Annotated in this window: 21 protein-coding genes and 1 riboswitch; of the genes, 14 read left to right on the top strand and 7 right to left on the bottom strand. The window is 73.8% G+C overall.

Annotated elements, in window-relative coordinates; translation table 11 throughout:
* Positions 1-72: 72 nt before the first annotated feature.
* Both STTU_RS02090 and STTU_RS02085 read right to left on the bottom strand, forming a co-directional pair.
* A complete protein-coding gene (locus STTU_RS02090; RefSeq protein WP_007819357.1) occupies positions 73-1,284 on the bottom strand; it encodes an amidohydrolase family protein in 1,212 nt (403 codons plus the stop codon).
* A gap of 72 nt (positions 1,285-1,356) precedes the next feature.
* Positions 1,357-2,028 (bottom strand): GntR family transcriptional regulator, encoded by a 672-nt coding sequence (locus STTU_RS02085; RefSeq protein ID WP_009070559.1) that lies wholly within the window; start codon positions 2,026-2,028, stop codon positions 1,357-1,359.
* A 361-nt stretch (positions 2,029-2,389) separates the two neighbouring features.
* Between STTU_RS02085 and STTU_RS02080 the strand changes: the two genes are divergently transcribed.
* From STTU_RS02080 to STTU_RS02065, 4 genes are all read left to right on the top strand, one after another.
* Complete coding sequence (locus STTU_RS02080; RefSeq protein WP_007819354.1) at positions 2,390-2,923, top strand: ferritin-like domain-containing protein; 534 nt, start codon at positions 2,390-2,392, stop codon at positions 2,921-2,923.
* Between the two features lie 129 nt (positions 2,924-3,052).
* Positions 3,053-4,093: an SPFH domain-containing protein gene (locus tag STTU_RS02075; protein WP_007819353.1), complete on the top strand. Its 1,041-nt coding sequence runs from the start codon at positions 3,053-3,055 to the stop codon at positions 4,091-4,093.
* On the top strand, positions 4,090-4,986 hold the full coding sequence (locus STTU_RS02070) for an inorganic polyphosphate kinase (RefSeq protein ID WP_043253819.1): 897 nt from the start codon (positions 4,090-4,092) through the stop codon (positions 4,984-4,986). Before STTU_RS02075 ends, STTU_RS02070 begins: the two co-directional genes overlap by 4 nt.
* A 135-nt stretch (positions 4,987-5,121) precedes the next feature.
* The gene (locus STTU_RS02065; protein WP_043253817.1) at positions 5,122-6,045 is read left to right on the top strand and encodes an NADP-dependent oxidoreductase; all 924 of its coding nucleotides are present in this window, start codon (positions 5,122-5,124) and stop codon (positions 6,043-6,045) included.
* 85 nt (positions 6,046-6,130) lie between these two features.
* Here the strand turns inward: STTU_RS02065 and STTU_RS02060 are convergent, their stop codons facing one another.
* A complete protein-coding gene (locus STTU_RS02060) occupies positions 6,131-6,970 on the bottom strand; it encodes an alpha/beta fold hydrolase (RefSeq protein WP_007819350.1) in 840 nt (279 codons plus the stop codon).
* A 74-nt stretch (positions 6,971-7,044) separates the two neighbouring features.
* Between STTU_RS02060 and STTU_RS02055 the strand changes: the two genes are divergently transcribed.
* The 6 genes from STTU_RS02055 to STTU_RS02030 all read left to right on the top strand — a co-directional run bounded on the left by STTU_RS02055 (position 7,045) and on the right by STTU_RS02030 (position 12,184).
* The gene (locus tag STTU_RS02055; RefSeq protein ID WP_007819348.1) at positions 7,045-7,635 is read left to right on the top strand and encodes a TetR/AcrR family transcriptional regulator; all 591 of its coding nucleotides are present in this window, start codon (positions 7,045-7,047) and stop codon (positions 7,633-7,635) included.
* 357 nt (positions 7,636-7,992) lie between these two features.
* Positions 7,993-8,694, top strand: coding sequence for a TetR/AcrR family transcriptional regulator (locus STTU_RS02050; protein ID WP_043253815.1), 702 nt, complete (start codon positions 7,993-7,995; stop codon positions 8,692-8,694).
* Positions 8,691-9,476 carry an electron transfer flavoprotein subunit beta/FixA family protein gene (locus STTU_RS02045; RefSeq protein ID WP_043253813.1) on the top strand — a complete coding sequence of 262 codons (786 nt, stop codon included), beginning with the start codon at positions 8,691-8,693 and terminating at the stop codon, positions 9,474-9,476. Before STTU_RS02050 ends, STTU_RS02045 begins: the two co-directional genes overlap by 4 nt.
* Positions 9,477-9,530: 54 nt before the next feature.
* On the top strand, positions 9,531-10,493 hold the full coding sequence (locus STTU_RS02040; protein ID WP_043253812.1) for an electron transfer flavoprotein subunit alpha/FixB family protein: 963 nt from the start codon (positions 9,531-9,533) through the stop codon (positions 10,491-10,493).
* 180 nt (positions 10,494-10,673) lie between these two features.
* Complete coding sequence (locus STTU_RS02035; RefSeq protein ID WP_007819329.1) at positions 10,674-11,483, top strand: class I SAM-dependent methyltransferase; 810 nt, start codon at positions 10,674-10,676, stop codon at positions 11,481-11,483.
* Positions 11,480-12,184: a class I SAM-dependent methyltransferase gene (locus tag STTU_RS02030; RefSeq protein ID WP_078518895.1), complete on the top strand. Its 705-nt coding sequence runs from the start codon at positions 11,480-11,482 to the stop codon at positions 12,182-12,184. Before STTU_RS02035 ends, STTU_RS02030 begins: the two co-directional genes overlap by 4 nt.
* Positions 12,185-12,189: 5 nt before the next feature.
* Here STTU_RS02030 and rfbB read toward each other — a convergent pair whose 3' ends face one another.
* Positions 12,190-13,185, bottom strand: a complete 996-nt coding sequence (rfbB, locus tag STTU_RS02025; RefSeq protein ID WP_007819324.1) for a dTDP-glucose 4,6-dehydratase — start codon at positions 13,183-13,185, stop codon at positions 12,190-12,192.
* Between the two features lie 22 nt (positions 13,186-13,207).
* On the bottom strand, positions 13,208-14,671 hold the full coding sequence (locus STTU_RS02020) for a short-chain fatty acyl-CoA regulator family protein (protein ID WP_007819317.1): 1,464 nt from the start codon (positions 14,669-14,671) through the stop codon (positions 13,208-13,210).
* Between the two features lie 308 nt (positions 14,672-14,979).
* On the opposite strand from STTU_RS02020, the gene STTU_RS02015 reads away from it, so the two are divergent.
* The 3 genes from STTU_RS02015 to STTU_RS02005 all read left to right on the top strand — a co-directional run bounded on the left by STTU_RS02015 (position 14,980) and on the right by STTU_RS02005 (position 18,707).
* Positions 14,980-16,491 (top strand): MmgE/PrpD family protein, encoded by a 1,512-nt coding sequence (locus tag STTU_RS02015; RefSeq protein ID WP_007819315.1) that lies wholly within the window; start codon positions 14,980-14,982, stop codon positions 16,489-16,491.
* A 58-nt stretch (positions 16,492-16,549) separates the two neighbouring features.
* Positions 16,550-17,455, top strand: coding sequence for a methylisocitrate lyase (gene prpB, locus STTU_RS02010; RefSeq protein WP_007819313.1), 906 nt, complete (start codon positions 16,550-16,552; stop codon positions 17,453-17,455).
* 121 nt (positions 17,456-17,576) lie between these two features.
* Positions 17,577-18,707, top strand: a complete 1,131-nt coding sequence (locus tag STTU_RS02005; RefSeq protein ID WP_007819307.1) for a bifunctional 2-methylcitrate synthase/citrate synthase — start codon at positions 17,577-17,579, stop codon at positions 18,705-18,707.
* Between the two features lie 95 nt (positions 18,708-18,802).
* Here the strand turns inward: STTU_RS02005 and metE are convergent, their stop codons facing one another.
* Both metE and STTU_RS01995 read right to left on the bottom strand, forming a co-directional pair.
* On the bottom strand, positions 18,803-21,118 hold the full coding sequence (metE, locus tag STTU_RS02000; protein WP_043253810.1) for a 5-methyltetrahydropteroyltriglutamate--homocysteine S-methyltransferase: 2,316 nt from the start codon (positions 21,116-21,118) through the stop codon (positions 18,803-18,805).
* 163 nt (positions 21,119-21,281) lie between these two features.
* Positions 21,282-21,472: riboswitch (cobalamin riboswitch) on the bottom strand.
* Between the two features lie 73 nt (positions 21,473-21,545).
* Positions 21,546-22,088 carry a winged helix-turn-helix transcriptional regulator gene (locus STTU_RS01995; RefSeq protein ID WP_007819304.1) on the bottom strand — a complete coding sequence of 181 codons (543 nt, stop codon included), beginning with the start codon at positions 22,086-22,088 and terminating at the stop codon, positions 21,546-21,548.
* 143 nt (positions 22,089-22,231) lie between these two features.
* Here STTU_RS01995 and STTU_RS01990 point away from each other — a divergent pair, with 143 nt between their 5' ends.
* Positions 22,232-23,716 (top strand): MFS transporter, encoded by a 1,485-nt coding sequence (locus STTU_RS01990; protein WP_007819303.1) that lies wholly within the window; start codon positions 22,232-22,234, stop codon positions 23,714-23,716.
* Positions 23,717-23,731 lie beyond the last annotated feature (15 nt).

Here is a 23,731-nt window from a genome sequence, read left to right as displayed (position 1 = left end):
GACCGGCTCCCGGCGTGCGCGGGCAGTGTCCGGCCCAGCCGTGCGCGGTGTGCGCAGCCGTATGCGGGGTGCTCAGCCCACCAGCTCCAGGCCGTCCGCCACGACGCGGCCCGCGCGCAGGACCGTGCGGTCGTCGCCGCGGTCCATGACCGCCGAGGCGACCGTCTCGCCACCGAGCAGCAGCAGGTCGGCCGGGTCGCCGACGGCGAGGCCGGGGCGGTCGGCGGTGGAGGCGAGGCGGGCCACCGAGGGATCGATGACCGTGGCGCCGCCCCAGGTGGCGACGGCCATGCAGTGCTCGATCAGCTCGTCCTTGCGGTAGCGGTTGGTGAAGGCGAGCTGCCACGTACGGTCGAGCATGTCCGCGTTGCCGTACGGGGACCAGTAGTCGCGCTGCCCGTCCTCGCCGAGCCCGACGCGCACGCCGGCCTCGGTGAGCCCGGCGAGCGGGAGGGCGTGGAGCTGCTGCGCCGGGGCGATCGTCGCCATCGAGATGTCCAGCTCGGCGAACTCCTCGGTCAGGCGCCGCGTCGTCGCCTCGTCCACCGCGCCCAGCTCGTAGGCGTGCGAGAGCGTCACCTTCCCCCGCATGCCGAGCGCGCGCACCCGCTCCAGGATCAGGTCCACGCTGAACACACCGAGGTGGCCGGGCTCGTGCAGGTGGATGTCGACGGGCGCCTGGTGGCGCTCGGCGAGCCCGAAGACGATGTCGAGGTGCTTGACCGGGTCGCGGTCCAGGGTGCACGGGTCGATGCCGCCGACGACCGCGGCGCCCGAGGCGAGCGCCTGGTCCATCAGCTCCGGCACGCCCTTCTCGCGCAGCAGACCCGCCTGCGGGAAGGCCATGATCTCGACCTCGCAGCGGTCCTTGTGCGCCTCCTTCGCCGCGAGGACGCCCTCGAAGCGCTCCAGGCCGCTGTCCGCGTCGATCTGCGCGTAGCTGCGCACGCGGGTCGTGCCGCGCGCGATCATCAGGCCGAGGGCGTGGGTCGCGCGCTCCGCGACGGTGCCGTCCTCGCGCCAGTGGGCGCGGTCGTTCATCGTGAGGCCCCACACGCCGGGGGTGCCGGTGTGCGGCCGGAAGGGCAGCCCGAGGCGGTTGGAGTCCAGGTGGCAGTGCACGTCCGAGAAGGACGGCAGCGCGAGCCGGCCGCGCCCGGGGACGACGTCGTCCGCGCCGGTCGCGCGCGCCGGGTCGTGCGGGTGGAGCGCCGTTATCGCGCCGTCCGCGATCTCGATGTCCTGGGCGTCGCCGCCCCAGGGGCGGACGTTGCTGATGAGCATGGTGGTCCTCGGGGTGTGAAGGTGGTGCGGGTGGTTCCGCCGTCCCGCGCCCGGGGGAGCGGGACGGGACGTTCACTCGGCCGGAAGGATGCGGGCGAGGGTGTCGAGGGAGGGGCGACGGCCGCGCTCGATGTGCGCGTAGGCGACGGCGCCCGCCAGTTCGGCGTTGCCCGCGCGGATCGCGGCGAGCAGGTCGCGGTGCTCGGCGCACTGCACGGCGGGGTCGAGATTGCCGGTGAGGGTGAAGACCCACTGCATGAGGCCGAGGGAGGGCTGGAGGGCGGTCTGGAGGAGCTTGTTGCCGGTCAGTTCGACGATCCCGGCGTGCAGGGCGGTGTTGGCGGCGGGGATCTCGGAGACGGCGCCGCGCCGGGTCACGTCCTCGGCGTTCTCCATCAGTTCCCCGAGCCGTGCGGCGGCGGGCCCCTCGGGGTCCGCCTCGGCGGCGCGCCGGGCGGCGAAGACCTCGAGGCTCAGGCGCAGGTCGAAGAGTTCGGCGACGTCCCGCAGCGAGAGGCGCCGTACGGAGGCGCCCCGGCGCGGCGAGAGTTCCACGAGCCCTTCGGCCGCGAGCCGGGTCAGCGCCTCGCGCACCGGGATGCGCGAGAAGCCGAGCGCTTCGGAGAGTTCGCGCTCGCGCAGGCGGGCGCCCGGCGGGTACGTGCCGTCGAGCACGCGCGCGCGGATGGTGTGCTCGGCGTGCGCGACGTGCGAGGCCCCCGCGTCGGGCCGCGGCGTGCTCACGGCCTGCCCGGGACGGGCCGGGGACGGCGGGACCTGTGCATGGGACCTCCAGCCTCGCGGCCCGCCTCCAGGCCGGCCGCCACACGATCAAGACGGCCGCGAGCCTAACAGCCTGGCATACCAAAAAGGAATGCGGGAAAGGAGCTTGCCCGGAAACATGCGGTTTTGCCGCACGGGATCTGTCGCCTCCACGTGGCAGGGGTATACCGGCCGGGTGCCTCCCGCAGGGTGACCGCGTGTCCGCCATCGGCTGCGTCGCGGGGGCGCCGCCGGGTGGCGTGCCGCGCGGCGCGGTACGCATCCCGCGCACGCGTACAGCGCGACGCCCCCGATCGTCCACGAGCACCGCAGGGAGTACCGGATGGCCAACCAGTTCGCGATCGACGTCACCAGAATTCGTGAGCAGGCGCGCAAGCACATGACGGAGGGCCCCGTCACCAAGACCTACGACGCCGACCGCGCGCGGATCATCGAGGTCCTCAACGACGTCGTCGCGACCGAGGTGGTGTGCTTCCTGCGGTACTCGCAGAACGCCATCGCCGCGACGGGGATCGACCGGGCGCAGGTCGCCGCCGAGTTCCGCGAGCACGCGGGCGAGGAGATGCAGCACGCGCTGCGCGCCGCCGAGCGCATCAGCCAGCTCGGCGACCAGCCCGACTTCGATCCCGGGTCCCTCGTGGCCCGTTCGCACACCGAGTACGTGACGGCCGAGGAGCGCGATCTCCAGAAGATGCTGCGCGAGAACCTCGTCGCCGAGCGGATCGTCATCACGACGTACCAGGAGATCATCCGGTGGATCGGGGACGGGGACCCCACCACGCGCCGCCTCATGGAGTCGATCCTCGAAGAGGAGGAGGAGCACGCCGACGACCTCAACGACCTGCTCGCGGGCTGAGGTCCCCGACAGCGGTCCCGCTCTTCGCCACCCCCTTGTCGTCGTCTTGACGAGAAGGGGGGTGGCGTCGTACGGTCACTCCCACGGAACAGATCTCGTCACGTTGACGAGAATCGAGGGAGGGAAGTCATGGCCGACATCAGCAAGCGCTTCGGCAGGCGGCACCTGCGCGGCACGTCCAGCGCCTGGGTGCGCCACCACCGCGCCGGGAAGCTCGCCCACGAGGGCACGGGCCTCAGCTTCTGGTTCCGCCCGCTGACCGCCGCGCTCAGCGAGGTCCCCGTCGACGACCGCGAACTCGCCGTCACCATCCACGCCCGCACCGCCGACTTCCAGGACCTCGCGGTGCAGTCCACGCTCACCTACCGCATCGCCGACCCCACCCGCGCCGCCGAACGCATCGACTTCTCGCTCGACCCCGACACCGGCACCTGGCGCGCGGCCCCGCTCGACCAGCTCGCCGGGCTCCTCACCGAGACCGCCCAGCAGCACGCCGCCGAAGTCCTCGCGTCGACCCCGCTCGCCACCGCCCTCACCGAAGGCGTCGCCGCCGTCCACGCCCGCGTCACCGAGGGACTCGCCGCCGAGCCCCGGCTGCCCGCGACCGGCGTCGAGGTCGTCGCCCTGCGCATCGTCGCGCTGCGCCCCGAGCCCGAGGTCGAACGCGCCCTGCGCACCCCGACCCGCGAGCGCGTCCAGCAGGAGGCCGACCGCGCCACGTACGAGCGCCGCGCCGTCGCCGTCGAACGCGAACGCGCCATCGCCGAGAACGAACTCGCCAGCAAGGTCGAACTCGCCCGCCGCGAGGAACAGCTCGTCGACCAGCGGGGCACCAACGCCCGCCGCGCCGCCGAGGAGGAGGCGGCGGCCGACGCCGTGCGCGCCGAGGCCGAGGCGGCCCGTACGGTACGGCTCGCCGAGGCCGAGGCGACGCGCACCCGGCGGCTCGTCGAGGCCGAGGCGGAGGGGCTGCGCACGAGCGGCGAGGCCCGCGCCGCCGCGCGCGCCGCCTGGCTCCGCGTCCACGAGGGCACCGCGCCCGCGACGCTCCACGCCCTCAGCATCGACCGCGCCGCCGAACAGCTCCCGCGCATCGAGCGCGTCACCGTCACGCCCGACACGGTCGCGGACCTCATCGGCAGGTTCACCGGCGGGGAGCCCCGCGCATGAGCCTCGCCCCGCGCGTCGTCCTCGTCCACCGCGTCAGCGAGTACGAGGAACTGCTCGCCCGTCACGGCACCCACGGCCAGGCCGCCTTCGTCCTCGGCAGCCGGGGCGACGACCTCGACACCCTCGCGGCGCGCCACCACGCGACCCGCGACGCCCTCACCGCCATCGCCGCGCGCATCCCGCTCACCTGGCGACAGGCCCGCGTCGAGCGCGCCGACCTCGACCGCTTCCTCTTCGCCCCCGAGGACATCGTCGTCGTCGCGGGACAGGACGGCCTCGTCGCCAACGTCGCGCAGTACCTGCACGGCCAGCCCGTCATCGGCATCGACACCGATCCGGGCCGCAACCCCGGCGTCCTCGTGCGCCACCGCCCCGGCGACGCCGCCGCGCTCCTGCGCGTGGCGGCGGGCCCGCGCGTCACCACGGACGCGCTCACGATGGCCGAGGGCGTCACGGACGACGGCCGCACCCTCCTCGCGCTCAACGAGATCTACGTCGGCTCGGCGGGCCACCGCACCGCCCGCTACCGCCTGCGCCCCGGGGCGGAGGAGGGCGAGGAGACGCAGGCCAGCTCGGGCGTCCTCGTCGGCACCGGTACGGGCGCGGGCGGCTGGCTGCGCTCGCTGTGGCAGGAGCGCGGCGCCGCGCTGCCCCTGCCGGGCGCGACCGAGGACCGCCTCCTCTGGTACGTGCGCGAGGCGTGGCCCTCCCCGGCGACCGGCGTGCAGCGCGTCGCCGGGCTCCTCGCCGAGCGCGCCGGCCTCACCGTCACCGTCGAGTCGGACCACCTCGTGGCCTTCGCGGACGGCATGGAGTCGGACGCGCTCGACCTGACGTGGGGCCAGAGCCTGCGGGCGGGCGTGAGCGAGCGGAGGCTGCGGCTGGTGGTGTGAGGACCGGGGGGAGTACGCGGACACCCGTGTGGCCGAATCCGGCCCCTTCCGCGGAATGCCCGCCCGGCGCGCGCTGTTGGTGGCCGGTTGCCGGGACCCGCTCGGGTCGCCGGCTCCCGTACGGGTGGAGGGTTCATGAGCAAGGCGGTTCGGTTCGACGAGTACGGCGGCGTCGATGTCCTGGAGGTGCGGGACGTGCCGGTGCCCGTACCGGCGGCGGACGAGGTCCTGGTGCGGGTGCGCGCGGCGGGGATCAACCCCGGGGAGGCGAAGATCCGCGAGGGCGCGATGCACGAGCGGTGGCCCGCGACCTTCCCCTCGGGCCAGGGCAGCGATCTCGCGGGCGTCGTGGAGTCCACCGGCCCGGGCGTGAGCGCCTTCGCACCCGGCGACGAGGTGCTCGGCCACACCTACGCGCGTGCCTCGCAGGCCACTTACGCCGTCGTCCCCGCCGCTCAGCTCGTGCCGAAGCCGCCGGAGCTGTCCTTCGACGTCGCCGGTTCCCTCTTCGTCGTGGGCACGACCGCGTACGCGTCGGTACGCGCCGTCGCCCCGCGCGAGGGCGAGACGGTCGTCGTGGCCGGGGCGGCGGGCGGCGTCGGCGTCGTCGCCGTACAGCTCGCGCGGCGGACCGGCGCCCGGGTCCTCGGCCTCGCGAGCGAGCGGCATCACGAGTGGTTGCGCGCGCACGGCGTCGAGCCCGTCGCGTACGGCGAGGGCGTCGCGGACCGCATCAGGGGGGCGGCGGGCCCGCAGGGCGTCGCCGCCTTCATCGACCTGGCCGGGAACGACTACGTGGCCCTCGCCCTCGACCTCGGCGTGAGTCCCGAGCGCGTCAACACCGTCGTGGACTTCGCCGCCGCCGAGAAGTACGGCGTCCGCGCCGAGGGCGGCATGGCGGCCGACGACGCCGCCACCGTCTCCGACCTCGCCGCTCTCGCCGCCCGCGGCGACCTGGACATCCCCATCGCCGCGCGCTACCCGCTCGACGAGGTCCGCGCGGCCTACACGGAGCTGGCGCTCGGGCACACGCGCGGAAAGATCGTGCTGCTGCCCTGAGCGGAGCGCCCGCGCGGTCCCCGCCGCGGAACCGCGCGGCGCCGTGGGGTGGCACCCCGCCCGCCACCCCACGCCGCTCAGCCGCTCAGCTCCCCGCCCCCACCAGGAACGCGCTCAACTCACCCGCCACCGCCTCCGGCCGGTCGATCATGGCCAGGACCCCCGCGTCCGGGATCTCCGCGTAGCGGCCCGCCGGGAGGAGGGCGGCGAGGCGCTTGCCGTGGGCGAGGGGCATGAGCTTGTTCTCGGGGGCCCACAGGACGAGCGTCTCGCCGGTGAAGTCGCGCAGCGCCTCCGTGTCCCTGACCAGGCGCGCCTTGTCGAGCGGCGCGGTGCAGTACGCGGCGAGGTCGCGGCGTACCCCCGCGTCCCGCAGCAGCGGCTCCGTCCAGCCGCGCACGAGCGCGTCGGGCAGCGGGCGTTTCGTCATCGGGCCGAGCATCAGCGGCGAGTTCCGCAGCGCGGGGACACGCAACTGCCGTGCGGCGAGGGCGAGTCCGCCGGGGAGGCGGGAGGCGAGGACGACCATGCGGCCCGGCAGGCCGGGCGGGAAGTTGTCGAACGCCTCGCACGGCAGGATGACTTGCCGCGCGACGCGCTCGTGGAGACCGAGCGCGGTGAGGAAGAGGCCGCCGCCCCAGTCGGTGTGGACGAGTGTGACCCCCGTCAGGTCCAGCTTCTCCAGGAACTCCGCGAGCAGCCGCCCCATACCGGCCATCCCGAGATCCGCGTCGGGCCGCATCGGCACCCGGTGCGCGCCGAGCGGCAGCACCGGCCGCACGTACCGGAAGCCCCCGGGGAGCAGCGGCAGCACCTCGTCCCACAGCGTGTGGTTCATGAGCAGCCCGTGCAGCAGCACGACCGGCGGCCCCGAACCGGTCTCGTCGTACTCGATCTCCCCGGCGGACAGAGTGACTTGGCGCATGACGTCCCCTCGGCCGTCGCGTCATCCGACGCGCTAGAACGTTCTCTCCAGAGCGTTCGTTCTACCAGGGCGGCATGAGAACGGACGAGCGCATCACGCGGGCCATGGGAGAACTTTTGCGCCGCCAGGGCTACGCGGCGACGGGCATCAACGCCCTCGCCCGCGCCGCCGAAGCGCCCACCGGCTCGCTGTACCACCACTCCAGGGGCGGGAAGCGGGAGATCGCGGCGGCGGCCCTGCGGCAGACCGGCGCGGTCCACATCGAGTTGCTGCCCCTCCTGCTCGATCCGTACGAGGACCTGGCCGAGGGCATCGAGGCGGCCCTCGCGCGGGCGGGCGAGAACATGCGCGACACGGGCTGGGCCAACATGTGTCCGGTCGGCAGTGTGACCGCCGAAGTCGCCGACATGGAAACGGAGTTGCGCGCGGTGTCCGCCGAGGTCATGCGGGACTGGCTGGACAAGGGCACCGCCTACTTCGCCAAGCGTGGCCTCACCGCGGAGGCGGCCCGCGAGTTCACGCACGCGGTCCTCGCCGCACTGGAGGGCGCCTTCGTCCTGGCCCGTGCCCTGCACACCTTGGACCCCTTCCATGCGGCGGGCCGCGCCCTGGCCGCGCACGTGCGGGTGCTGGCGCGGGCGGAGGAGACGGCGGTACGGGGCTGAGCGGCGGGCAGCGGGGCGGCAGGGGTCTGGGCGCTGCGGTGGGGGGCTGTGCGGCGGCAGCGGGAGGGCGCGGTGGCGCGTGCCGGGGCCGCGTGGCATCCGTCGGCCCCCGGCCCTGACCAGCCACGCTTCTTCGTCCGGCCCTGCACGCCTCGTCCGCCCTGAGCGTGAGCCGCTTTCCGCCGACGCGCTGAGGCGTCGGCCGGCGGGGCGCGGGCGACCGACGCGCGGGTTGGTGGCCGACGCGCGAGGTTTAGCGGCCCTTCGTCGTGGCAAATGGTACGTGGTACCGTCGCAACGGTACGCGGTACCGTCCAGTCGTGGCGGTGCGCGGGCGAGAGCACGAAGGGGTGCGGCATGGGCGGACGGACGGCGCGCGAGCGACTGGCGCACGCCGCCTTCCAGTTGTTCGACGAGCGGGGCTACGAGGGCACCACCGTCGACGAGATCGCCGAGCGTGCGGGCGTCGGCCGCACCACCTTCTTCCGGCACTACCGGGCCAAGGAGGACGTGATCTTCCCCGATCACGACCTTCTCCTGGAACGGATCTCGAGCCGTCTCGCCACCTCGCGCACCGACACCGCCCTCACCGCGGTCTCGGAAGCGGTCAGGCTCGTCCTGCTGCACTACGTCGACGAGGGCGAGGTCGCCCGCCGCCGGTACCGGCTCACCAGCAGCGTGCCCGCGCTGCGCGATCGCGAGATCGCGAGCGTCGCCCGCTACCAGCGGCTCTTCAAGGAGTTCCTCGCCCGCTGGATGGGGGACGCGCCGGGCGCCGCCCTGCGCGCCGAACTCATGGCGGCCTGCGTGGTCTCCGCGCACAACCACGTCCTGCGCCGCTGGCTGCGCGGCGAGGCCGCCGACCCGATGGCCGAGGTCGACACCGCCCTGCGCGAAGTGCTCGGGCTCTTCTCCGGGCAGACCGGCGAGGGGGAGACGCACGTCGTCGCCTTCACCAGCCGCCACCCGCTCGACCATCTCCTCCCGGCCCTCCGGCGTCTCGCGACGACCGGGCCCCCGCCGGGACACCGAACCCAGAAAGAGGAGGATCAGGCGTGAGCTTGAGGATCGTTGTCTGTGTGAAGTACGTGCCGGATGCGACGGGGGACCGGCGTTTCGCTGGTGACCTGACGTTGGACCGTGAGGATGTGGACGGTCTGTTGTCGGAGTTGGACGAGTACGCGGTGGAGCAGGCGCTTCAGGTCGCTGATGCGGCTGATGAGGCGGAGATCACGGTGGTGACGGTGGGTCCGGAGGACGCGAAGGACGCGTTGCGCAAGGCGTTGTCGATGGGTGCGGACAAGGGCATTCATGTCGAGGACGACGGTCTGCACGGTTCGGATGTGTTCGGTACGTCGTTGGTGCTGGCGAAGGCGGTCGAGAAGGCCGGTTACGACCTGGTGGTGTGCGGGATGGCGTCGACGGACGGGACGATGGGTGTTCTTCCGGCGTTGCTCTCGGAGCGGCTGGGGGTGCCGCAGGTGACGTTGTTGTCCGAGGTGTCGGTCGACGGTGGTGTGGTGAGGGGGCGTCGTGATGGTGACGCGGCGTCGGAGATGTTGGAGGCGCGGCTTCCGGCGGTGGTCTCGGTGACGGACCAGTCGGGTGAGGCGCGGTATCCGTCGTTCAAGGGGATCATGGCGGCGAAGAAGAAGCCGGTGGAGTCCTGGGATCTGGAGGATCTGGGGATCGGGGCGGGCGAGGTCGGTCTGGAGGGTTCGTGGTCGAAGGTGGAGGACGCGGCGGCGCGTCCGGCGCGTTCGGCGGGGACGGTCGTGACGGATGAGGGGGAGGGCGGCAAGCAGCTGGCCGAGTTCCTCGCGGGCCAGAAGTTCATCTGAGCCCCTCTGTCGCTGAAATCCCTCTCTCTTCTCTCGCACGCAGGAGTGCATGTCATGGCTGAAGTACTTGTTTACGTCGATCACGTGGACGGCGCAGTGCGCAAGCCCACGCTGGAGCTGCTGACCCTGGCCCGTCGCCTGGGCGAGCCGGTCGCCGTCGCCCTCGGTGCGGGCGCCGCGCAGACCGCTGCCACGCTGGGTGAGCACGGTGCGACCCGGGTGCTGACCTCCGAAGCGTCGGAGTACGCGGATTACCTGGTGGTCCCGAAGGTGGACGCGCTCCAGGCCGCCGTCGAAGCGGTCTCCCCGGCCGCCGTTCTCGTCTCCTCCTCCGCTGAGGGCAAGGAGATCGCCGCGCGCCTGGCGTTGCGTATCGGCTCCGGCCTGATCACGGACGCGGTGGATGTGGAGGCCGGTGCGGAGGGGCCGGTGGCGACGCAGTCGGTGTTCGCGGCGTCGTTCACGACGAAGTCGAAGGTGTCCAGGGGCGTTCCGGTGATCACCGTGAAGCCGAACTCGGCCTCGGTGGAGCCGGCTGCGGGTGCGGGTGCGGTCGAGGAGCTGGCGGTGTCGTTCTCGGAGCAGGCGTCGGGGACGAAGGTGACCTCCCGGACGGCGCGTGAGTCCTCGGGTCGTCCTGAGCTGACGGAGGCGGCGATCGTGGTCTCGGGTGGTCGTGGTGTGAATGGTGCGGAGAATTTCGCGTTGATCGAGGCGTTGGCGGATTCGCTGGGTGCGGCGGTGGGTGCGTCGCGGGCGGCGGTGGACGCGGGCTGGTATCCGCACAGCAATCAGGTGGGACAGACGGGTAAGACGGTCTCCCCGCAGCTCTACATCGCTTCGGGTATTTCGGGTGCGATTCAGCATCGTGCGGGGATGCAGACGTCGAAGACGATCGTGGCGATCAACAAGGACGAGGAGGCCCCGATCTTCGAGCTGGTCGACTACGGCGTGGTCGGTGACCTGTTCAACGTCGTCCCCCAGCTCACCGAAGAGGTCAACACCCGCAAGGGCTGAGCCTCATCCGACTCCCACGGCCCCGCGTCCCGTCAGGCGGACGCGGGGCCGTCCCCGCACCACCACCCGGTATCGCCCTGTATACCGGTCTGCTGACGGACGTTCCGTGGCCGGGGCCTGTCCGCGCTTGATGCACCGGCTTCTAGGCTGGGCTCTCGCGAGCGGTGGGGAGGGGAACCTGTGACGGTGTTCGACGAGAGTGAGCGGCTGATCTGGGCGGGGCGCGGGGACGCGTACGCGGCGAGCTTCGCGAAGCTGTGCGCGTACCCGGTGGGGCGGTTGCTCGACGCGGCGGGCGTGGGTGAGGGAACGCGTGTGCTCGATGTGGGGACGGGGCCGGGGACCGTCGCGGCGGCGGCGGTGGCGCGCGGCGCGCGCGTGACGGCCGTGGACCCGGAGCCGAGCATGCTCGCGCTCGCGGCCCGGACCGCTCCGGAGGCGGGGCTCCGGAGCGCGCTGCTCCCGGAACTTCCCTTCGAGAGCGGAGAGTTCGATGCCGTCGTGGCCAATTTCGTACTGAACCACGTCGGCCGGCCCCGCGCCGCGCTCGAAGAGCTGCGCCGCGTCGTACGGGTCGGAGGGCGCGTCGCCGTGACGGTCTGGGCGCGACCCCCGGCGCCGGGGCAGGCGCTCCTCGGGCGCGCGATCGCGGCGGGCGGCGGCGTGCGGCCCCCGCACCTCCCGGCGGGACTCGACCCCGAGGAGGACTTCCCGCGCGACGAGGCGGGACTCGGCGCGCTCTTCGCGGCGGCCGGGCTCGCGGACGGCGCGTGCGGGACGCTGCGCTGGGACCACCGGGCCGGCCGCGAGGAGTGGTGGAGCGCCCCGGCGGGCGGCGTCGCCTCCAGCGGACGGCTCGTGCGGGCGCAGACGCCGGAGGTACGGGCCGCGATCAAGCGGTGCTTCGACCGCTTCAGCGTGGAGTTCGCCGACCCGGACGGCAAGTTGCGGCTGCCCCACGCGGCGCTGCTCGCGCACGGGCGCCGGTGACGGGCACGGGGCGCGTGCGGGGGACCGGGCCACGGGGCGGCGGGGACATCGCGGCGCGGCTGCTCGCCGCGCTCGGGCGCTACCACGACGCCCGGCCCTGGGACCACAACGCCCACTACCACCGCGCGATCCTGCGTCGCCTGCCCGACCACCGCGGTGCCGCGCTCGACGTGGGCTGCGGCAGCGGGGACCTCGCCCGGCTCCTCGCCCGCCGCGCCGACGCGGTGACGGGGATCGACACGGACCCGGCCATCGTCGCGAAGGCGCGCGCGGCCACTCCGGAAACGGTGCCGGTCGCCTTCGCCACGGCGGACGCCCTCGACGAAGAGGCCGCCCCGGGCCCGTACACCGTCGTGACCTGCGTCGCCGCGCTCCACCACCTGCCGCTCGCCGAGGCCCTGACCTCGTTCCGCGCGCGTCTCGCCCCTGGCGGTACCCTCGTGATCGTCGGGCTCCACCGGGAGGAGACTCCCGCGGACCGCGCCGTGAGCCTCCTCGCCGTCGTCGCCAACACGGCGGTGGCGTGGTGGAAGCACCCCGGGGGCGGGAAGGGTGCTCGTCCCCTCGCCAGGACCGCGCCGACCCGTCCCGCGACGACGGGCCTCGCCGAGATCCGGCGTACCGCCGCACGGATACTCCCCGGCGCGCGCGTGCGCAGACGCCTCTTCTGGCGGTACCTGCTCGTGTGGCGGCGCCCCTGAGCCGCCTACCGCCCCTCCACCACCGGGCTCAGCCCCCGCAGCGGCTCCCACCAGGCGCGGTGGCGCGCGTACCACTGGATCGTCTCGCGCAGGCCCGTCGCGAGGTCGACGCGGGGGCGCCAGCCCAGCTCCGCGCGCAGCTTCGAGGAGTCCAGCAGGTAGCGGCGGTCGTGCCCCGGGCGGTCCGGCACCGTGCGCAGCAGGGAGAGCGGGAGGCCGAGTTCGGTGAGGACGTGCTCCGCGAGGGCGCCGACGCTCAGCTCCGTGCCCGTCCCCACGTGGTACGTCTCGCCGATGCGGCCGGCGTGCAGCACCGCGGCGATCGCCCGCACGTGGTCGCGCACGTGAATCCACTCGCGGCGGTTCTCGCGCGAGGTGTAGACGGGCAGATCGAGGCCGTCGAGCGCGCGCGTCGTGAAGAGCGGGAGCACCTTCTCGGGGAACTGGTGCGAGCCGTAGTTGTTCGCCGAGTTCGTCAGCGTCACGGGCAGGCCGTACGTCTCGTGGTACGCGCGCACCGCGTGGTCCGCGCCCGCCTTGCTCGCGCTGTACGGCGTGCGCGGCCGGTACGGGGACTCCTCCGTGAACGCCTCCTCGGCGTCCAGCGCCAGGTCCCCGTACACCTCGCACGTCGAGACGTGGTGGAAGCGCGCGACGCCGAGGCGGCGGCTGGCCTCCAGGAGGGTCTGCGTGCCGAGCACGTTCGTGCGGAAGAAGCGGTCGGGGGCGAGCACGGCGAGGCTGTTGTGCGACTCGGCCGCGAAGTTCACGACGACCTCGACGCGGTGCTCGGCGAGGGTACGCGCCACGAGCGGGCCGTCCGTGACATCGCCCCGTACGAACGTGATCCGGTCCGCGACGTCCGCGAGGTTCGCGCGCACGCCCGCGTAGGTGAGCGCGTCGAAGGCCACGAGGGAGTCCTCCGGGTGTTTCTCCAGCCAGTAGCGGGTGAAGTGCGAGCCGATGAAACCGGCCGCACCGGTGACGAGGAGGGAGGTCATGCGCGGGCGCTCCTGGTGGGGGTCATGCGGAGGGGTTTTTGACGGGGCCTTGGGCGTTGCTGCGCACCTGGTACGGGACCGTGGTGCGCCGGTCGGGGTCGATCGCGAGCAGTCCGCCCGCCGGGGGTCTCGCCCGCTGCGCGCAGTCGCGGCGCTCGCAGATCCGGCAGCCCAGGCCGATCGGGGTCGCGGCGCGCGGGTCGTCGAGCGCGATGCCCTCCGCGTACACGAGGCGGTGCGCGTGGCGCAGCTCGCAGCCGAGCGCGAGCGCGAACTCGGCGCGCGGCGCGTGGTGCCCGAGCCCGCCCCGCACCAGCGTGCGCGCGATCCAGAAGTACCGCTTGCCGTCCGGCATCTCCGCGACCTGCGTGAGGATGCGGCCGGGCGCCGAGAACGCCTCGTACACCGTCCACAGCGGGCACGTGCCGCCGAGCCGCGAGAAGTGGAACGCCGTCGCAGACTGGCGCTTGGAGATGTTCCCCGCGCGGTCCACGCGCAGGAACGAGAAGGGCACCCCGCGGCGGCCCTCGCGCTGGAGGGTGCTCAGGCGGTGGCACACCGTCTCGAAACCGACACCGAAGCGCGCCGACAACAGCTCGATGTCGTAGCGCGTCTCCTCCGCCGCGCGGTGGAAGGTCCCGTACGGCATGAGGAGGGCCCCCGCGAAGTAGTTCGCGAGCCCTATCCGCGCGAGCGTGACCGAGGCGGGCGAGGTGAGGCGGGTCTCGTCGCCCGCGACCTCGTCGATGAGCGCGGCCTGCTCGATGAGCGCGAGCTGCGTCGCGAGCTGGAAGGCGCGCTGGCCCTCGGTAAGCCACGGCGACAGGAAGAGGCGGCGGGTCCCCGCGTCGAAGCGGCGGGCGTCGGCGGTCCTGCCGGGCGCCGCGGTCAGGACCCGCACGTCGTGGCGCGCGGCCAGGTGCGCCGTGAGCGGGTCGGCGCAGCGGCCCGGGGTCAGGGCGAGGGCCTCGGCGGTCCGTTCGGCGGCGGCGTCGATGGGCGCGAAGTGGTTGTGGTGCGCGTAGAAGAAGTCCCGCACCTCGTCGTGCGGCTCGCCCGCGGGCGGGGGAGGGGAGCCCGAGCCGTGACCCGCGAGCACGGCGGCCTGCTCGGCGGCGTCCCGGTAGCGGCGGTGCAGGGCGACGAGGGCGCGCGCGAGGTCGGGGTGGTCGCGCACCGCCTCGGCGATCTCCTCGGGCGGCGGCGACTCGATACCGCTCGCCTCGTCCGCGAGCGCCGCGCGCAGATCCGTCGTGAGGCGCGCCTCGTCGGCGACCGAGAAGTACTCGGCGCCGACCCCGAAGACCTCCTCCAGGCGCAGCAGCACCGGGACGGTCAGCGGGCGCTGGCCCTGCTCGATCTGGTTCGCGTAGCTCGTCGAGATGCCGAGCGCGCGGGCCATCTCGACCTGGTTGAGGCCCCGCTCGCGGCGCAGCCGGCGCAGCTTGGCGTGCGCGTACAGCTTCCCGTGCCTGCCGCCGGCCATGCCCCGTCCCTCCTCGCCTGCCCCGCCACCGTGTCCGTGGCGCGCTCCGTACCCGTCGCGCGCCCCCGTCGTCCACCGTGCGCCCCCGTCCCGCGAAGAGACGCGTTCCTTGCGAAGAGCGGTTCCGCCCCGGACGAGAAGCCGCCGCCCGGGTGGCCCGGGAGCGCTTGTGAATTTACCATTCGCAGATTTCGCAGAACCGTTCGTGGCGACTGTACGGATTCCACACCCCTACGGACTGGTAACCGGCGGCTCCGGCGGGCAGGGTTGATGATCTCAGTTAAGTTTCCGTCTTCGTGAGGAGTCCTGTGATCGAGCACCACGTCCGCGTGCACCCCAGTGCGGACCGCCTGCCCCGTGAGGACCAGCTGGCCTGGAAGCTCGCCACCGTCGCCACCGGCACCGTCGAGCCCGACCCCGAGAGCGCCGCGATGGCCGTCAACCGGGTCATCGACAACGCCTCGGTCGCCATGGCCTCGCTCGTCCGCCGCCCCGTCGCCGTCGCCCGCGCCCAGGCCACCGCGCACCGCGCGAGCACCCCCGGCACGGGCGCGCGGGTCTTCGGCGCGCAGGGCCGGGTCAGCCCCGAGTGGGCCGCGTGGGCCAACGGCACCGCGGTGCGCGAGCTGGACTTCCACGACACCTACCTCGCCGCCGACTACTCGCACCCCGGCGACAACATCCCGCCGATCCTCGCCGTCGCCCAGCACACCGGGCGGACCGGCGAGGACGTGCTCCGCGGCGTCGTCGCCGCGTACGAGCTGCACGTCGCGCTCGTCAAGGGCATCTGCCTGCACGCGCACCGCATCGACCACGTCGCGCACCTCAGCGCCGCGACCGCGGGCGGCATCGGCGCGCTCCTGCGGCTGCCCACCGAGACCGTCTACCAGGCGATCCAGCAGGCCGTGCACACCACGACCTCGACCCGGCAGTCCCGCAAGGGCGAGATCTCCAGCTGGAAGGCGTACGCCCCCGCCTTCGCCGGCAAGGCCGCGATCGAGGCCGTCGACCGCGCCATGCGCGGCGAGACCTCGCCCTCGCCGATCTACGAGGGCGAGGACGGCTTCCTCGCCTGGATGCTCGACGGCCCCGAAGCCGACTACACGGTGTGGCTGCCCGAGGCCGGGGAGGCCCGGCGCGGCATCCTCGACACGTACACCAAGGAGCACTCCGCCGAGTACCAGGCGCAGGCGCTCATCGACCTCGCCCGCCGCATGGGCGAGAAGATCCCGCTCGACCGCGTCGCCTCGATCGTGCTCCACACGAGCCACCACACCCACAACGTCATCGGCTCCGGCGCCAACGACCCGCAGAAGTACGACCCGAAGGCGAGCCGCGAGACGCTCGACCACTCGGTCCCCTACATCTTCGCCGTCGCCCTCCAGGACCGCGCCTGGCACCACGAGCGCTCCTACGCGCCCGAGCGCGCCGCGCGCCCCGACACGATCGCGCTGTGGCAGAAGATCACCACGGTCGAGGACCCCGAGTGGACGCGCCGCTACCACGACCCGGACCCGCAGCAGCGCGCCTTCGGCGCCCGCGCCGTCGTCACGCTCGACGACGGCACCGTCATCGAGGACGAGCTGGGCGTGGCCGACGCGCACCCGGCCGGGGCCCGGCCCTTCGACCGCCCCGCCTACCAGGGCAAGTTCCGCACCCTCGCCGAGAACATCGTCACGCCCGAGGCGCAGGACCGCTTCCTCGGCGCGGCCGAGCACCTGGCCGAGCTGAGCGCGAGCGACCTCGACGGACTCTTCCCCGAGGTCGACACCGAGGCCGTCGCCGCCTACGACGCGAAGCTGCCGAAGGGCGTCTTCTGATGCCCGGGAGCCGCCCGACGCGCACCAGCATCCGCACCAAGCGGAAGGACCCGTCCTGATGCTGCACACCCGCACCACCCCGGCCCAGCGGCGCCGCGCCCTGCGCGAGCGGCTCGCGACGGGCCGCCTGCTCCAGATGCCGGGCGCGATCAACCCGCTCTCGGCGAAGCTCATCGAGGACACCGGCTTCGAGGCCGCGTACCTCTCGGGCGCGGTCCTCGCCGCCGACCTCGGGCTGCCGGACATCGGCCTGACGACGGTCACCGAGATCGCCGCGCGCGCCCAGCAGACGACGCGCGCCACCGATCTCCCGGTCCTCATCGACGCCGACACCGGCTTCGGCGAACCCATGAACGCCGCGCGCACCGTCCAGCTCCTGGAGGACGCCGGGCTCGCCGGGCTCCACCTGGAGGACCAGGTCAACCCCAAGCGCTGCGGGCACCTCGACGGCAAGTCCGTCGTCGAGCGCGACACCATGAGCCGCCGCGTCCGCGCCGCCGTCGACGCCCGCCGCGACCCGGACTTCCTCCTCATGGCCCGCACCGACGCGCGCGCCGTCGAGGGCCTGGACGCCGCGATCGACCGCGCCAAGGCGTACGTCGACGCGGGGGCCGACGCGATCTTCCCCGAGGCGCTCGCGAACGAGGCCGAGTTCGAGGCGTTCCGCAAGGCCGTGGACGTCCCCCTGCTCGCCAACATGACCGAGTTCGGCAAGGGCAAGCTGCTCACCGCGCGGGCCCTCGAAGACCTCGGCTACAACATCGCGCTCTACCCCGTGACGTTCCTGCGGCTCGCGATGGGCGCGGTCGAGGACGGACTGCGCACCGTCAAGGCGGAGGGCACGCAGGAGTCGCTGCTCCCGAGGATGCAGACGCGGTCGAGGCTGTACGAACTCCTCGACTACGAGGCGTACGCGTCCTTCGACTCGGCCGTCTTCGACTTCACGCTCCCGCCGGACGCCTGAGCCGCCCCCGGCCCACGTGGGCCGCGGTCCCGGGCGCCGGACACCCACCGGCGCCCGGCCCCCGGCCCCGTACCGACCCGTACGCACCCCGGCACCCGAACCCCTCCCGGAGGCACCACCCATGACCAGCACCCCGGAGATCCACCGCGGCCTCGCCGGCGTCTACGCCGACACCACCGAGGTCTCCACCGTCATCCAGGAGACCAACTCCCTCACCTACCGCGGCTACGCGGTGCAGGACCTCGCGGCGCACCACTCCTTCGAGGCCGTCTCCTACCTTCTGTGGCACGGCGAACTCCCCGACGAGAAGCAGCTCGCCGCGTTCGAGGCCGCCGAGCGCGCCCTGCGCCCGCTCAACCGCACCGAGTCCGAGCTGCTCGCCCGGCTGCCCGAGACGTGTCACCCGATGGACGTCCTGCGCACCGCCGTGAGCCTCTTCGGCGCCGAGGACCCGCGCGAGGACGACAACGGCGAGGAAGCGAACCTCGCGAAGTCGCTGTCCCTCTTCGCGAAGCTCCCCACCGTCGTCGCGGCCCACCAGCGCCGCCGCCGCGGTCTCGACCCGATCGCCCCGGACCCGCGGCTCGGCTACGCCGAGAACTTCTTCCACATGTGCTTCGGCGAGGTCCCGGACGAGGAGGTCGTGCGCTGCTTCGAGATCTCCCTCACGCTCTACGCCGAGCACAGCTTCAACGCCTCGACCTTCACCGCGCGCGTCATCACCTCGACGCTCTCCGACCTCTACAGCGCCGTCACCGGCGCGATCGGCGCGCTCAAGGGCCCCCTGCACGGCGGCGCCAACGAGGCCGTGATGGACATGCTCGACGAGGTGCGCGATCCGGCCGACGCCGCGCGCTGGCTCGACCAGGCGCTCGCCGAGAAGCGCAAGATCATGGGCTTCGGCCACCGCGTCTACAAGAACGGCGACTCGCGCGTCCCGATCATGCAGGGCGCGCTCGACCGGCTCGTGGCGCAGAGCGACAACCCCGAGGCCCCGCGGCTGGACAAGCTCCACGCGGCGCTGCGCGAGGCGATGTTCGAGCGCAAGCAGATCCACCCGAACCTGGACTACCCGGCCGGTCTCGCCTACCACCTCATGGGCTTCGACACCCCGGTCTTCACGCCCATCTTCGTGATGAGCCGCGTCACGGGGTGGACCGCGCACATCATCGAGCAGCTCTCGCACAACTCGCTGATCCGTCCGCTCGCCTCCTACGACGGTGTGGCGCAGCGCGAGGTGCCCAAGGGCTGAACGGTCGTCCGCCGGGCGGTGACGGGGAGGTCCCGCCCGGCGGGCAGGAGGCGGGGGCGCGGCGCCCTGACGCGCCGCGCCCCCGCCTCATCGGCTCACGCGTCCAGCTCGCCCCGCACCGTCCGGGCCGCCGCCACCAGGTGCTCCAGCGAGGCACGGGTCTCCGGCCACCCGCGCGTCTTCAGGCCGCAGTCCGGATTGACCCACAGCCGCTCCGGGGGGATCGCCTTGAGCCCCGTGCGCAGCAGCGCCGCGACCTCGTCCGCGCCGGGGACGCGCGGCGAGTGGATGTCGTACACGCCGGGACCGGCCTCGCGGGGGTACCCGTGCGCGGCGAGCTCGTGCGCGATCTGCATGTGCGAGCGCGCCGCCTCCAGGCTGATGACATCGGCGTCGAGGTCGTCGATCGCGTCCACGACGTCGCCGAACTCGGCGTAGCACATGTGCGTGTGCACCTGCGTGTGGGCATCGACGCCGCTCGTCGTGAGGCGGAACGCCTCGGTGGCCCAGGCGAGGTAGGCCGGGCGCGCGTCGGTGCGCAGCGGCAGCGTCTCGCGCAGCGCGGGCTCGTCGACCTGGATGACGCGCGTCCCGGCCGCCTCCAGGTCCCGCACCTCGTCCCTCAGCGCGAGCGCGACCTGCCGCGCCGTCTCGCCGAGCGGCTGGTCGTCCCGGACGAAGGACCACGCGAGCATCGTGACGGGCCCGGTCAGCATCCCCTTGACCGGCTTCGCGGTGAGCGACTGCGCGTAGGCCGTCCAGCGCACCGTCATCGGCGCCGGCCGCGAGACGTCGCCCGCGAGCACGGGCGGGCGCACGTACCGCGTCCCGTAGGACTGCACCCAGCCGTGCCGCGTGGCGAGGTACCCCGACAACCGCTCGGCGAAGTACTGCACCATGTCGTTGCGTTCGGGCTCGCCGTGCACGAGGACGTCGAGCCCGGCCTCCTCCTGGAAGGAGACCACCTGCCGGATCTCCTCCTCGATGCGCTTCTCGTACCCGGCCGTGTCGAGGCGCCCGGCGCGCAGGTCCGCGCGCGCGGCGCGGATCGCGCCGGTCTGCGGGAAGGACCCGATCGTCGTGGTGGGCAGCGGCGGCAGGGCGAGGTGCGCGCGCTGCGCGGCGGCGCGTTCCCGGTACGGGGCCGGGCGGCGCGCGTCGGCGTCGGTCACGGCGGCCGTGCGGGCCCGTACCGCCGGGTCGTGGGTGAGCGGGGACGCGGCGCGCGAGGCGAGCGCGGCGCGGTTGGCGGCGAGTGCGGCGGCGACCGCCTCCGTGCCGTGGGTCAGCGCCTTCGCGAGCGTCGCGAGTTCGGCGGTCTTCTGCCGGGCGAAGGCGAGCCAGCGCAGGACCTGCGGATCGATGTCCTTCTCGCGCGCGGCGTCGAGCGGGACGTGGAGCAGCGAGCAGGACGCGGAGACGTCGACGCGGTCCGCGAGACCGAGCAGCGTGCCGAGCGTCGCGAGGGCCCGCTCCAGGTCGCCGGTCCAGATGTTGCGCCCGTCGACGACCCCGGCGACGAGCCGCTTGCCCGGCAGGCCCCCGGCGGCGGCGAGCGCGTCGAGGTTCGCGGACGCCGCTCCGGTGAAGTCGAGCGCGAGCCCGTCCACGGGGGCCTTCGCGAGGACGGGCAGCGCCTCGCCGAGCCGGTCGAAGTAGCTCGCGACGAGGAGCTTCGGGCGGTCGGCACGGCCGCCGAGGTACGCGTAGGCCCGTTCGGCGGCGGCGAGTTCGGCGGGGGTGCGGTCCTGGACGAGCGCGGGCTCGTCGAGCTGGACCCACTCCGCGCCGGCCGCCCGCAGGTCGGCGAGGACTTCCTCGTACACGGGGAGCAGCCGGTCGAGCAGGCTCAGCGGCGCGAAACCGTCCTCGGTGCCGGGGGCGGCCTTGGCGAGCAGGAGGTAGGTGACCGGGCCGACGAGGACGGGCCGCGCGCGCAGCCCGAGGGCGAGCGCCTCGCGCAGCTCGCCGACCTGCTTCGCGGAGTCGGCGGTGAACCCGGTGTCCGGGCCCAGCTCGGGCACGAGGTAGTGGTAATTCGTGTCGAACCACTTCGTCATCTCCAGCGGCGCGACGTCCCGCGTGCCGCGTGCCATGGCGAAGTAGCCGTCGAGCGCGTCGGCCGCGACGGCGGCGCGGTGGCGCGCGGGGATCGCGCCGACCATGACGCTCGTGTCGAGCACGTGGTCGTAGAGGGAGAAGTCGCCGGTGGGGACTTCGTCGGCGCCGTCGGAGGCGAGCTGTCGCCAGGCGGCGGCGCGCAGTCCGCGTGCGGTGTCCTGGAGACGCGCGGCGTCGACGCGGCCCTGCCAATATCCCTCGACCGCCTTCTTCAGCTCCCTGTCGGGGCCCTGGCGGGGGTAGCCGTACACGGTGGCCCGTGCTGCCGCGGCTGCGGACTTCGGTGTCACGGAGATCTCCTTCGCGAGATGAATCCCTGAGATCCCGGGTGTCCACGGGGGCGCGAAGGAACGACGAAGGAGGCGGGACCGCTTGCGTCCGCCGCCTGTGCTCGCCGACCCGCCCACGAGGTCACCGGGATGTCCGGGCGCGCTGTCGGAGCGCGTCCGGGCGACTGGCAGGTCTTCGGACTCGCGGGCACGCCCTCCGGACGGAGGACACCTACTGGCCGTCGCTTCCCAGACCCGTACCCGGGCCCAGTGCGTATGACGGCGGTCGTTCCCGCTCACCGCTGCGGGGCAGTCCCGGATTCCCACCGGGTTCCCTCTTGCGACGCTCCCGCCTGGCGGACGGGGCGAACCAGTCGCTGCGGGCAGTGTAGGGGCTGCGGGGGAGAGGGCGGTGGGGGCGTTCGGGGAGTGGACCGGTCCGGGTGGTTCAGCCCCGCGCCGTGATCCCCGTGGTGTCGACCGGGTCGAGGATGCGGCGGCGGCGCAGCAGGACGCGGCTGACCGGGTCGGCCGGGTCGGGGTCGAGGCCCGGCCCGGGGAGCATGTCGATGTCGCCGGGCTCGGGAAGCGTCCCGCAGTGCGGGCACGTGCCCTGGAGGGCGAGCGGGGTGTCGCACTGCGCGTGCCGGAACTCGCGCAGCGGCCGGGTGCCGCCGAACTCGCCGCGTCCCCACACGCCGAGCCCGTACAGGACGAGCCACAGGCTCTCGCCGCGTGGCGTCAGCACGTACTCCTCGCGGGGCGGTGACTCCTGGTAGCGGCGCTTGACGAGGATGCCGTGCTCGGTGAGGGACTGGAGGCGGGCCGCGAGGACGGCGCGCGGCACGCCGAGGTGCGCGAGGAAGTCGTTGTAGCGGCGCACCCCGTAGAAGGCGTCGCGGACGATCAGGATCGTCCACCGCTCGCCGATGATCTCCAGCGCGCGGGCGACGGAGCACTCCTGCCGCGCGTAGTCCTTGCCGAGAGCCATGGGGCCCAGCGTACCCGTTTTGCGGTTCGGTGAACGAACCGACTGTGCTACGGTCGGCCCGTTCAAGGTTCAGTGAACGAACTTAAGGGGCCGCAAGGCGGGTTGAGTCCCGCTGCCGCGTGCCGGAGGCTGGGGAGGACGACATGGGGCGTGGTACGGACGGGCCGACGAGGACGGGGCCGGGGGCGGCGGTACGGGAACGGGAGCGGCGCCCCGCCGGGCCCGCGCGCGTGACGGGGCGCGGGGTGCTCCTGCTGACGACGGTCGCGACGGTCCTCGCGATGATGAACTACACGGGCCCCCTCGTGACGGTCCCCGCCACCGTCGCGGATCTCGGGACGGGCGTCTCGGCGCAGTCGTGGCTGCTCAATGGCACCCCGCTGGGGCTCGCCGCGGTGCTGCTCGTGGCGGGTTCGCTCGCGGACGACCTGGGGCGGCGGCGGATGTTCACGGTGGGCGTCCTGGCGCTCGGCGTGACGACGGGGCTCGGCGCGCTCGCGCCGTCCACGGTGCTGTTCACCGTGGCGCGCGTCGCGCAGGGCGCGGCGAGTGCGGCGGTCCTCACGAGCAGTCTCGGACTGATCGCCCACGCCTTCCCCGGCGGCGCGGCGCGGATCAAAGCCACGGGGATGTGGGGCGCGGGCGTGAGCGCGGGGATCGCGCTCGGGCCGCTGCTCTTCGGCGCCTTCGGGCCGCTCGCGACGGCCTCGTGGGCGGCGGGGCTGCGCGGCGCCGAGTGGCGGGCGGGGTACGTCGTCCTCGCCGTCCTGCTCCTGCTGCTCGCCGCGCTCCTGCCGGGGCGGCTGCCCGAGTGGCGCACGCCGCGCGAGGGGCGCGCGGACGTGGCGGGCGCCGTGGTGCTCGGCGCGGCGGCGGTCGCGCTGCTCGCGGGGCTCACGTGGGGCCGGGACGGCTGGGGCGCGGTACGGGTGTGGGTGGTGCTGGGCGCGGCACTCGTCCTCGCGGCGGTGTTCCTCGCCGTCGAGCGGCGCGCACCCGCGCCGCTCCTCGCGCCGGGTCTGCTGCGGCAGCGCCGCTTCCTGGGCGCGACGGCGGGCGGCCTGTTCACCGGGCTCGCGGTGCTCGGCTTCTTCAGCTACCTGCCGACCCTCATGCAACAGGCCCTCGGCCTCGGCCCGTTCACGGTCTCGCTGCTCAGCGCGGTGTGGGCGGGCACGGCGCTCCTCGTCGCCCTCCAGGCGCGCCGCCTCACGGGGCGGGTCACGGCGCCGCGCCAACTGGCCGCCGGTTTCCTCCTGTCGGCCCTCGGCGTCGCGACCCTGTGGAACGGCCTCGCGCCCGGCTCGACGTGGAAGGGCCTCGTCCTCGGCCTCGTCGTCGCGGGCGCCGGCAGCGGTCTCCTGAACGCGGCCCTGCCCCTCGTGGCGGTCGAGAGCGTCCCGCCGGAGCGCGCGGCGATGGGCTCGGGCGCCAACAACACGGCCCGCTACCTGGGCGCGTCGACCGGCGTGGCCCTCTCGGTCGCCGTCTCCACGACCGCCCACGCCGACACCCTGCGCGAGGCCCTGGCGGAGGGCGCGAACCGCGCGTCGCTGACGTCGATCGTGCTGTCCGTCGTGGGGGCGGGGGTGGTGCTGGCGCTGGGGAGGCGGGGAGCGACCCGGTGACCGGGGCGCTGAGGG

Source organism: Streptomyces sp. Tu6071, from assembly GCF_000213055.1.
In the GTDB taxonomy this organism is placed as follows: domain Bacteria; phylum Actinomycetota; class Actinomycetes; order Streptomycetales; family Streptomycetaceae; genus Streptomyces; species Streptomyces evansiae.
The sequence above is the reverse complement of the archived record's forward strand: the minus strand, read 5'-3'. Positions and strand labels throughout refer to the sequence as shown.

Coding starts and splice junctions, on each gene's coding strand:
- STTU_RS02075 (WP_007819353.1), top strand. CDS start 3,053: ATGGCCGACATCAGCAAGCGCTTCGGCAGGCGGCACCTGCGCGGCACG.
- STTU_RS02020 (WP_007819317.1), bottom strand. CDS start 14,671: ATGGCCGGCGGCAGGCACGGGAAGCTGTACGCGCACGCCAAGCTGCGC.
- STTU_RS02060 (WP_007819350.1), bottom strand. CDS start 6,970: ATGCGCCAAGTCACTCTGTCCGCCGGGGAGATCGAGTACGACGAGACC.
- STTU_RS02050 (WP_043253815.1), top strand. CDS start 7,993: ATGGGCGGACGGACGGCGCGCGAGCGACTGGCGCACGCCGCCTTCCAG.
- STTU_RS01990 (WP_007819303.1), top strand. CDS start 22,232: ATGGGGCGTGGTACGGACGGGCCGACGAGGACGGGGCCGGGGGCGGCG.
- STTU_RS02040 (WP_043253812.1), top strand. CDS start 9,531: ATGGCTGAAGTACTTGTTTACGTCGATCACGTGGACGGCGCAGTGCGC.
- STTU_RS02080 (WP_007819354.1), top strand. CDS start 2,390: ATGGCCAACCAGTTCGCGATCGACGTCACCAGAATTCGTGAGCAGGCG.
- STTU_RS02090 (WP_007819357.1), bottom strand. CDS start 1,284: ATGCTCATCAGCAACGTCCGCCCCTGGGGCGGCGACGCCCAGGACATC.
- STTU_RS02055 (WP_007819348.1), top strand. CDS start 7,045: ATGAGAACGGACGAGCGCATCACGCGGGCCATGGGAGAACTTTTGCGC.
- STTU_RS02070 (WP_043253819.1), top strand. CDS start 4,090: ATGAGCCTCGCCCCGCGCGTCGTCCTCGTCCACCGCGTCAGCGAGTAC.
- STTU_RS02005 (WP_007819307.1), top strand. CDS start 17,577: ATGACCAGCACCCCGGAGATCCACCGCGGCCTCGCCGGCGTCTACGCC.
- STTU_RS01995 (WP_007819304.1), bottom strand. CDS start 22,088: ATGGCTCTCGGCAAGGACTACGCGCGGCAGGAGTGCTCCGTCGCCCGC.
- rfbB (WP_007819324.1), bottom strand. CDS start 13,185: ATGACCTCCCTCCTCGTCACCGGTGCGGCCGGTTTCATCGGCTCGCAC.
- STTU_RS02065 (WP_043253817.1), top strand. CDS start 5,122: ATGAGCAAGGCGGTTCGGTTCGACGAGTACGGCGGCGTCGATGTCCTG.
- prpB (WP_007819313.1), top strand. CDS start 16,550: ATGCTGCACACCCGCACCACCCCGGCCCAGCGGCGCCGCGCCCTGCGC.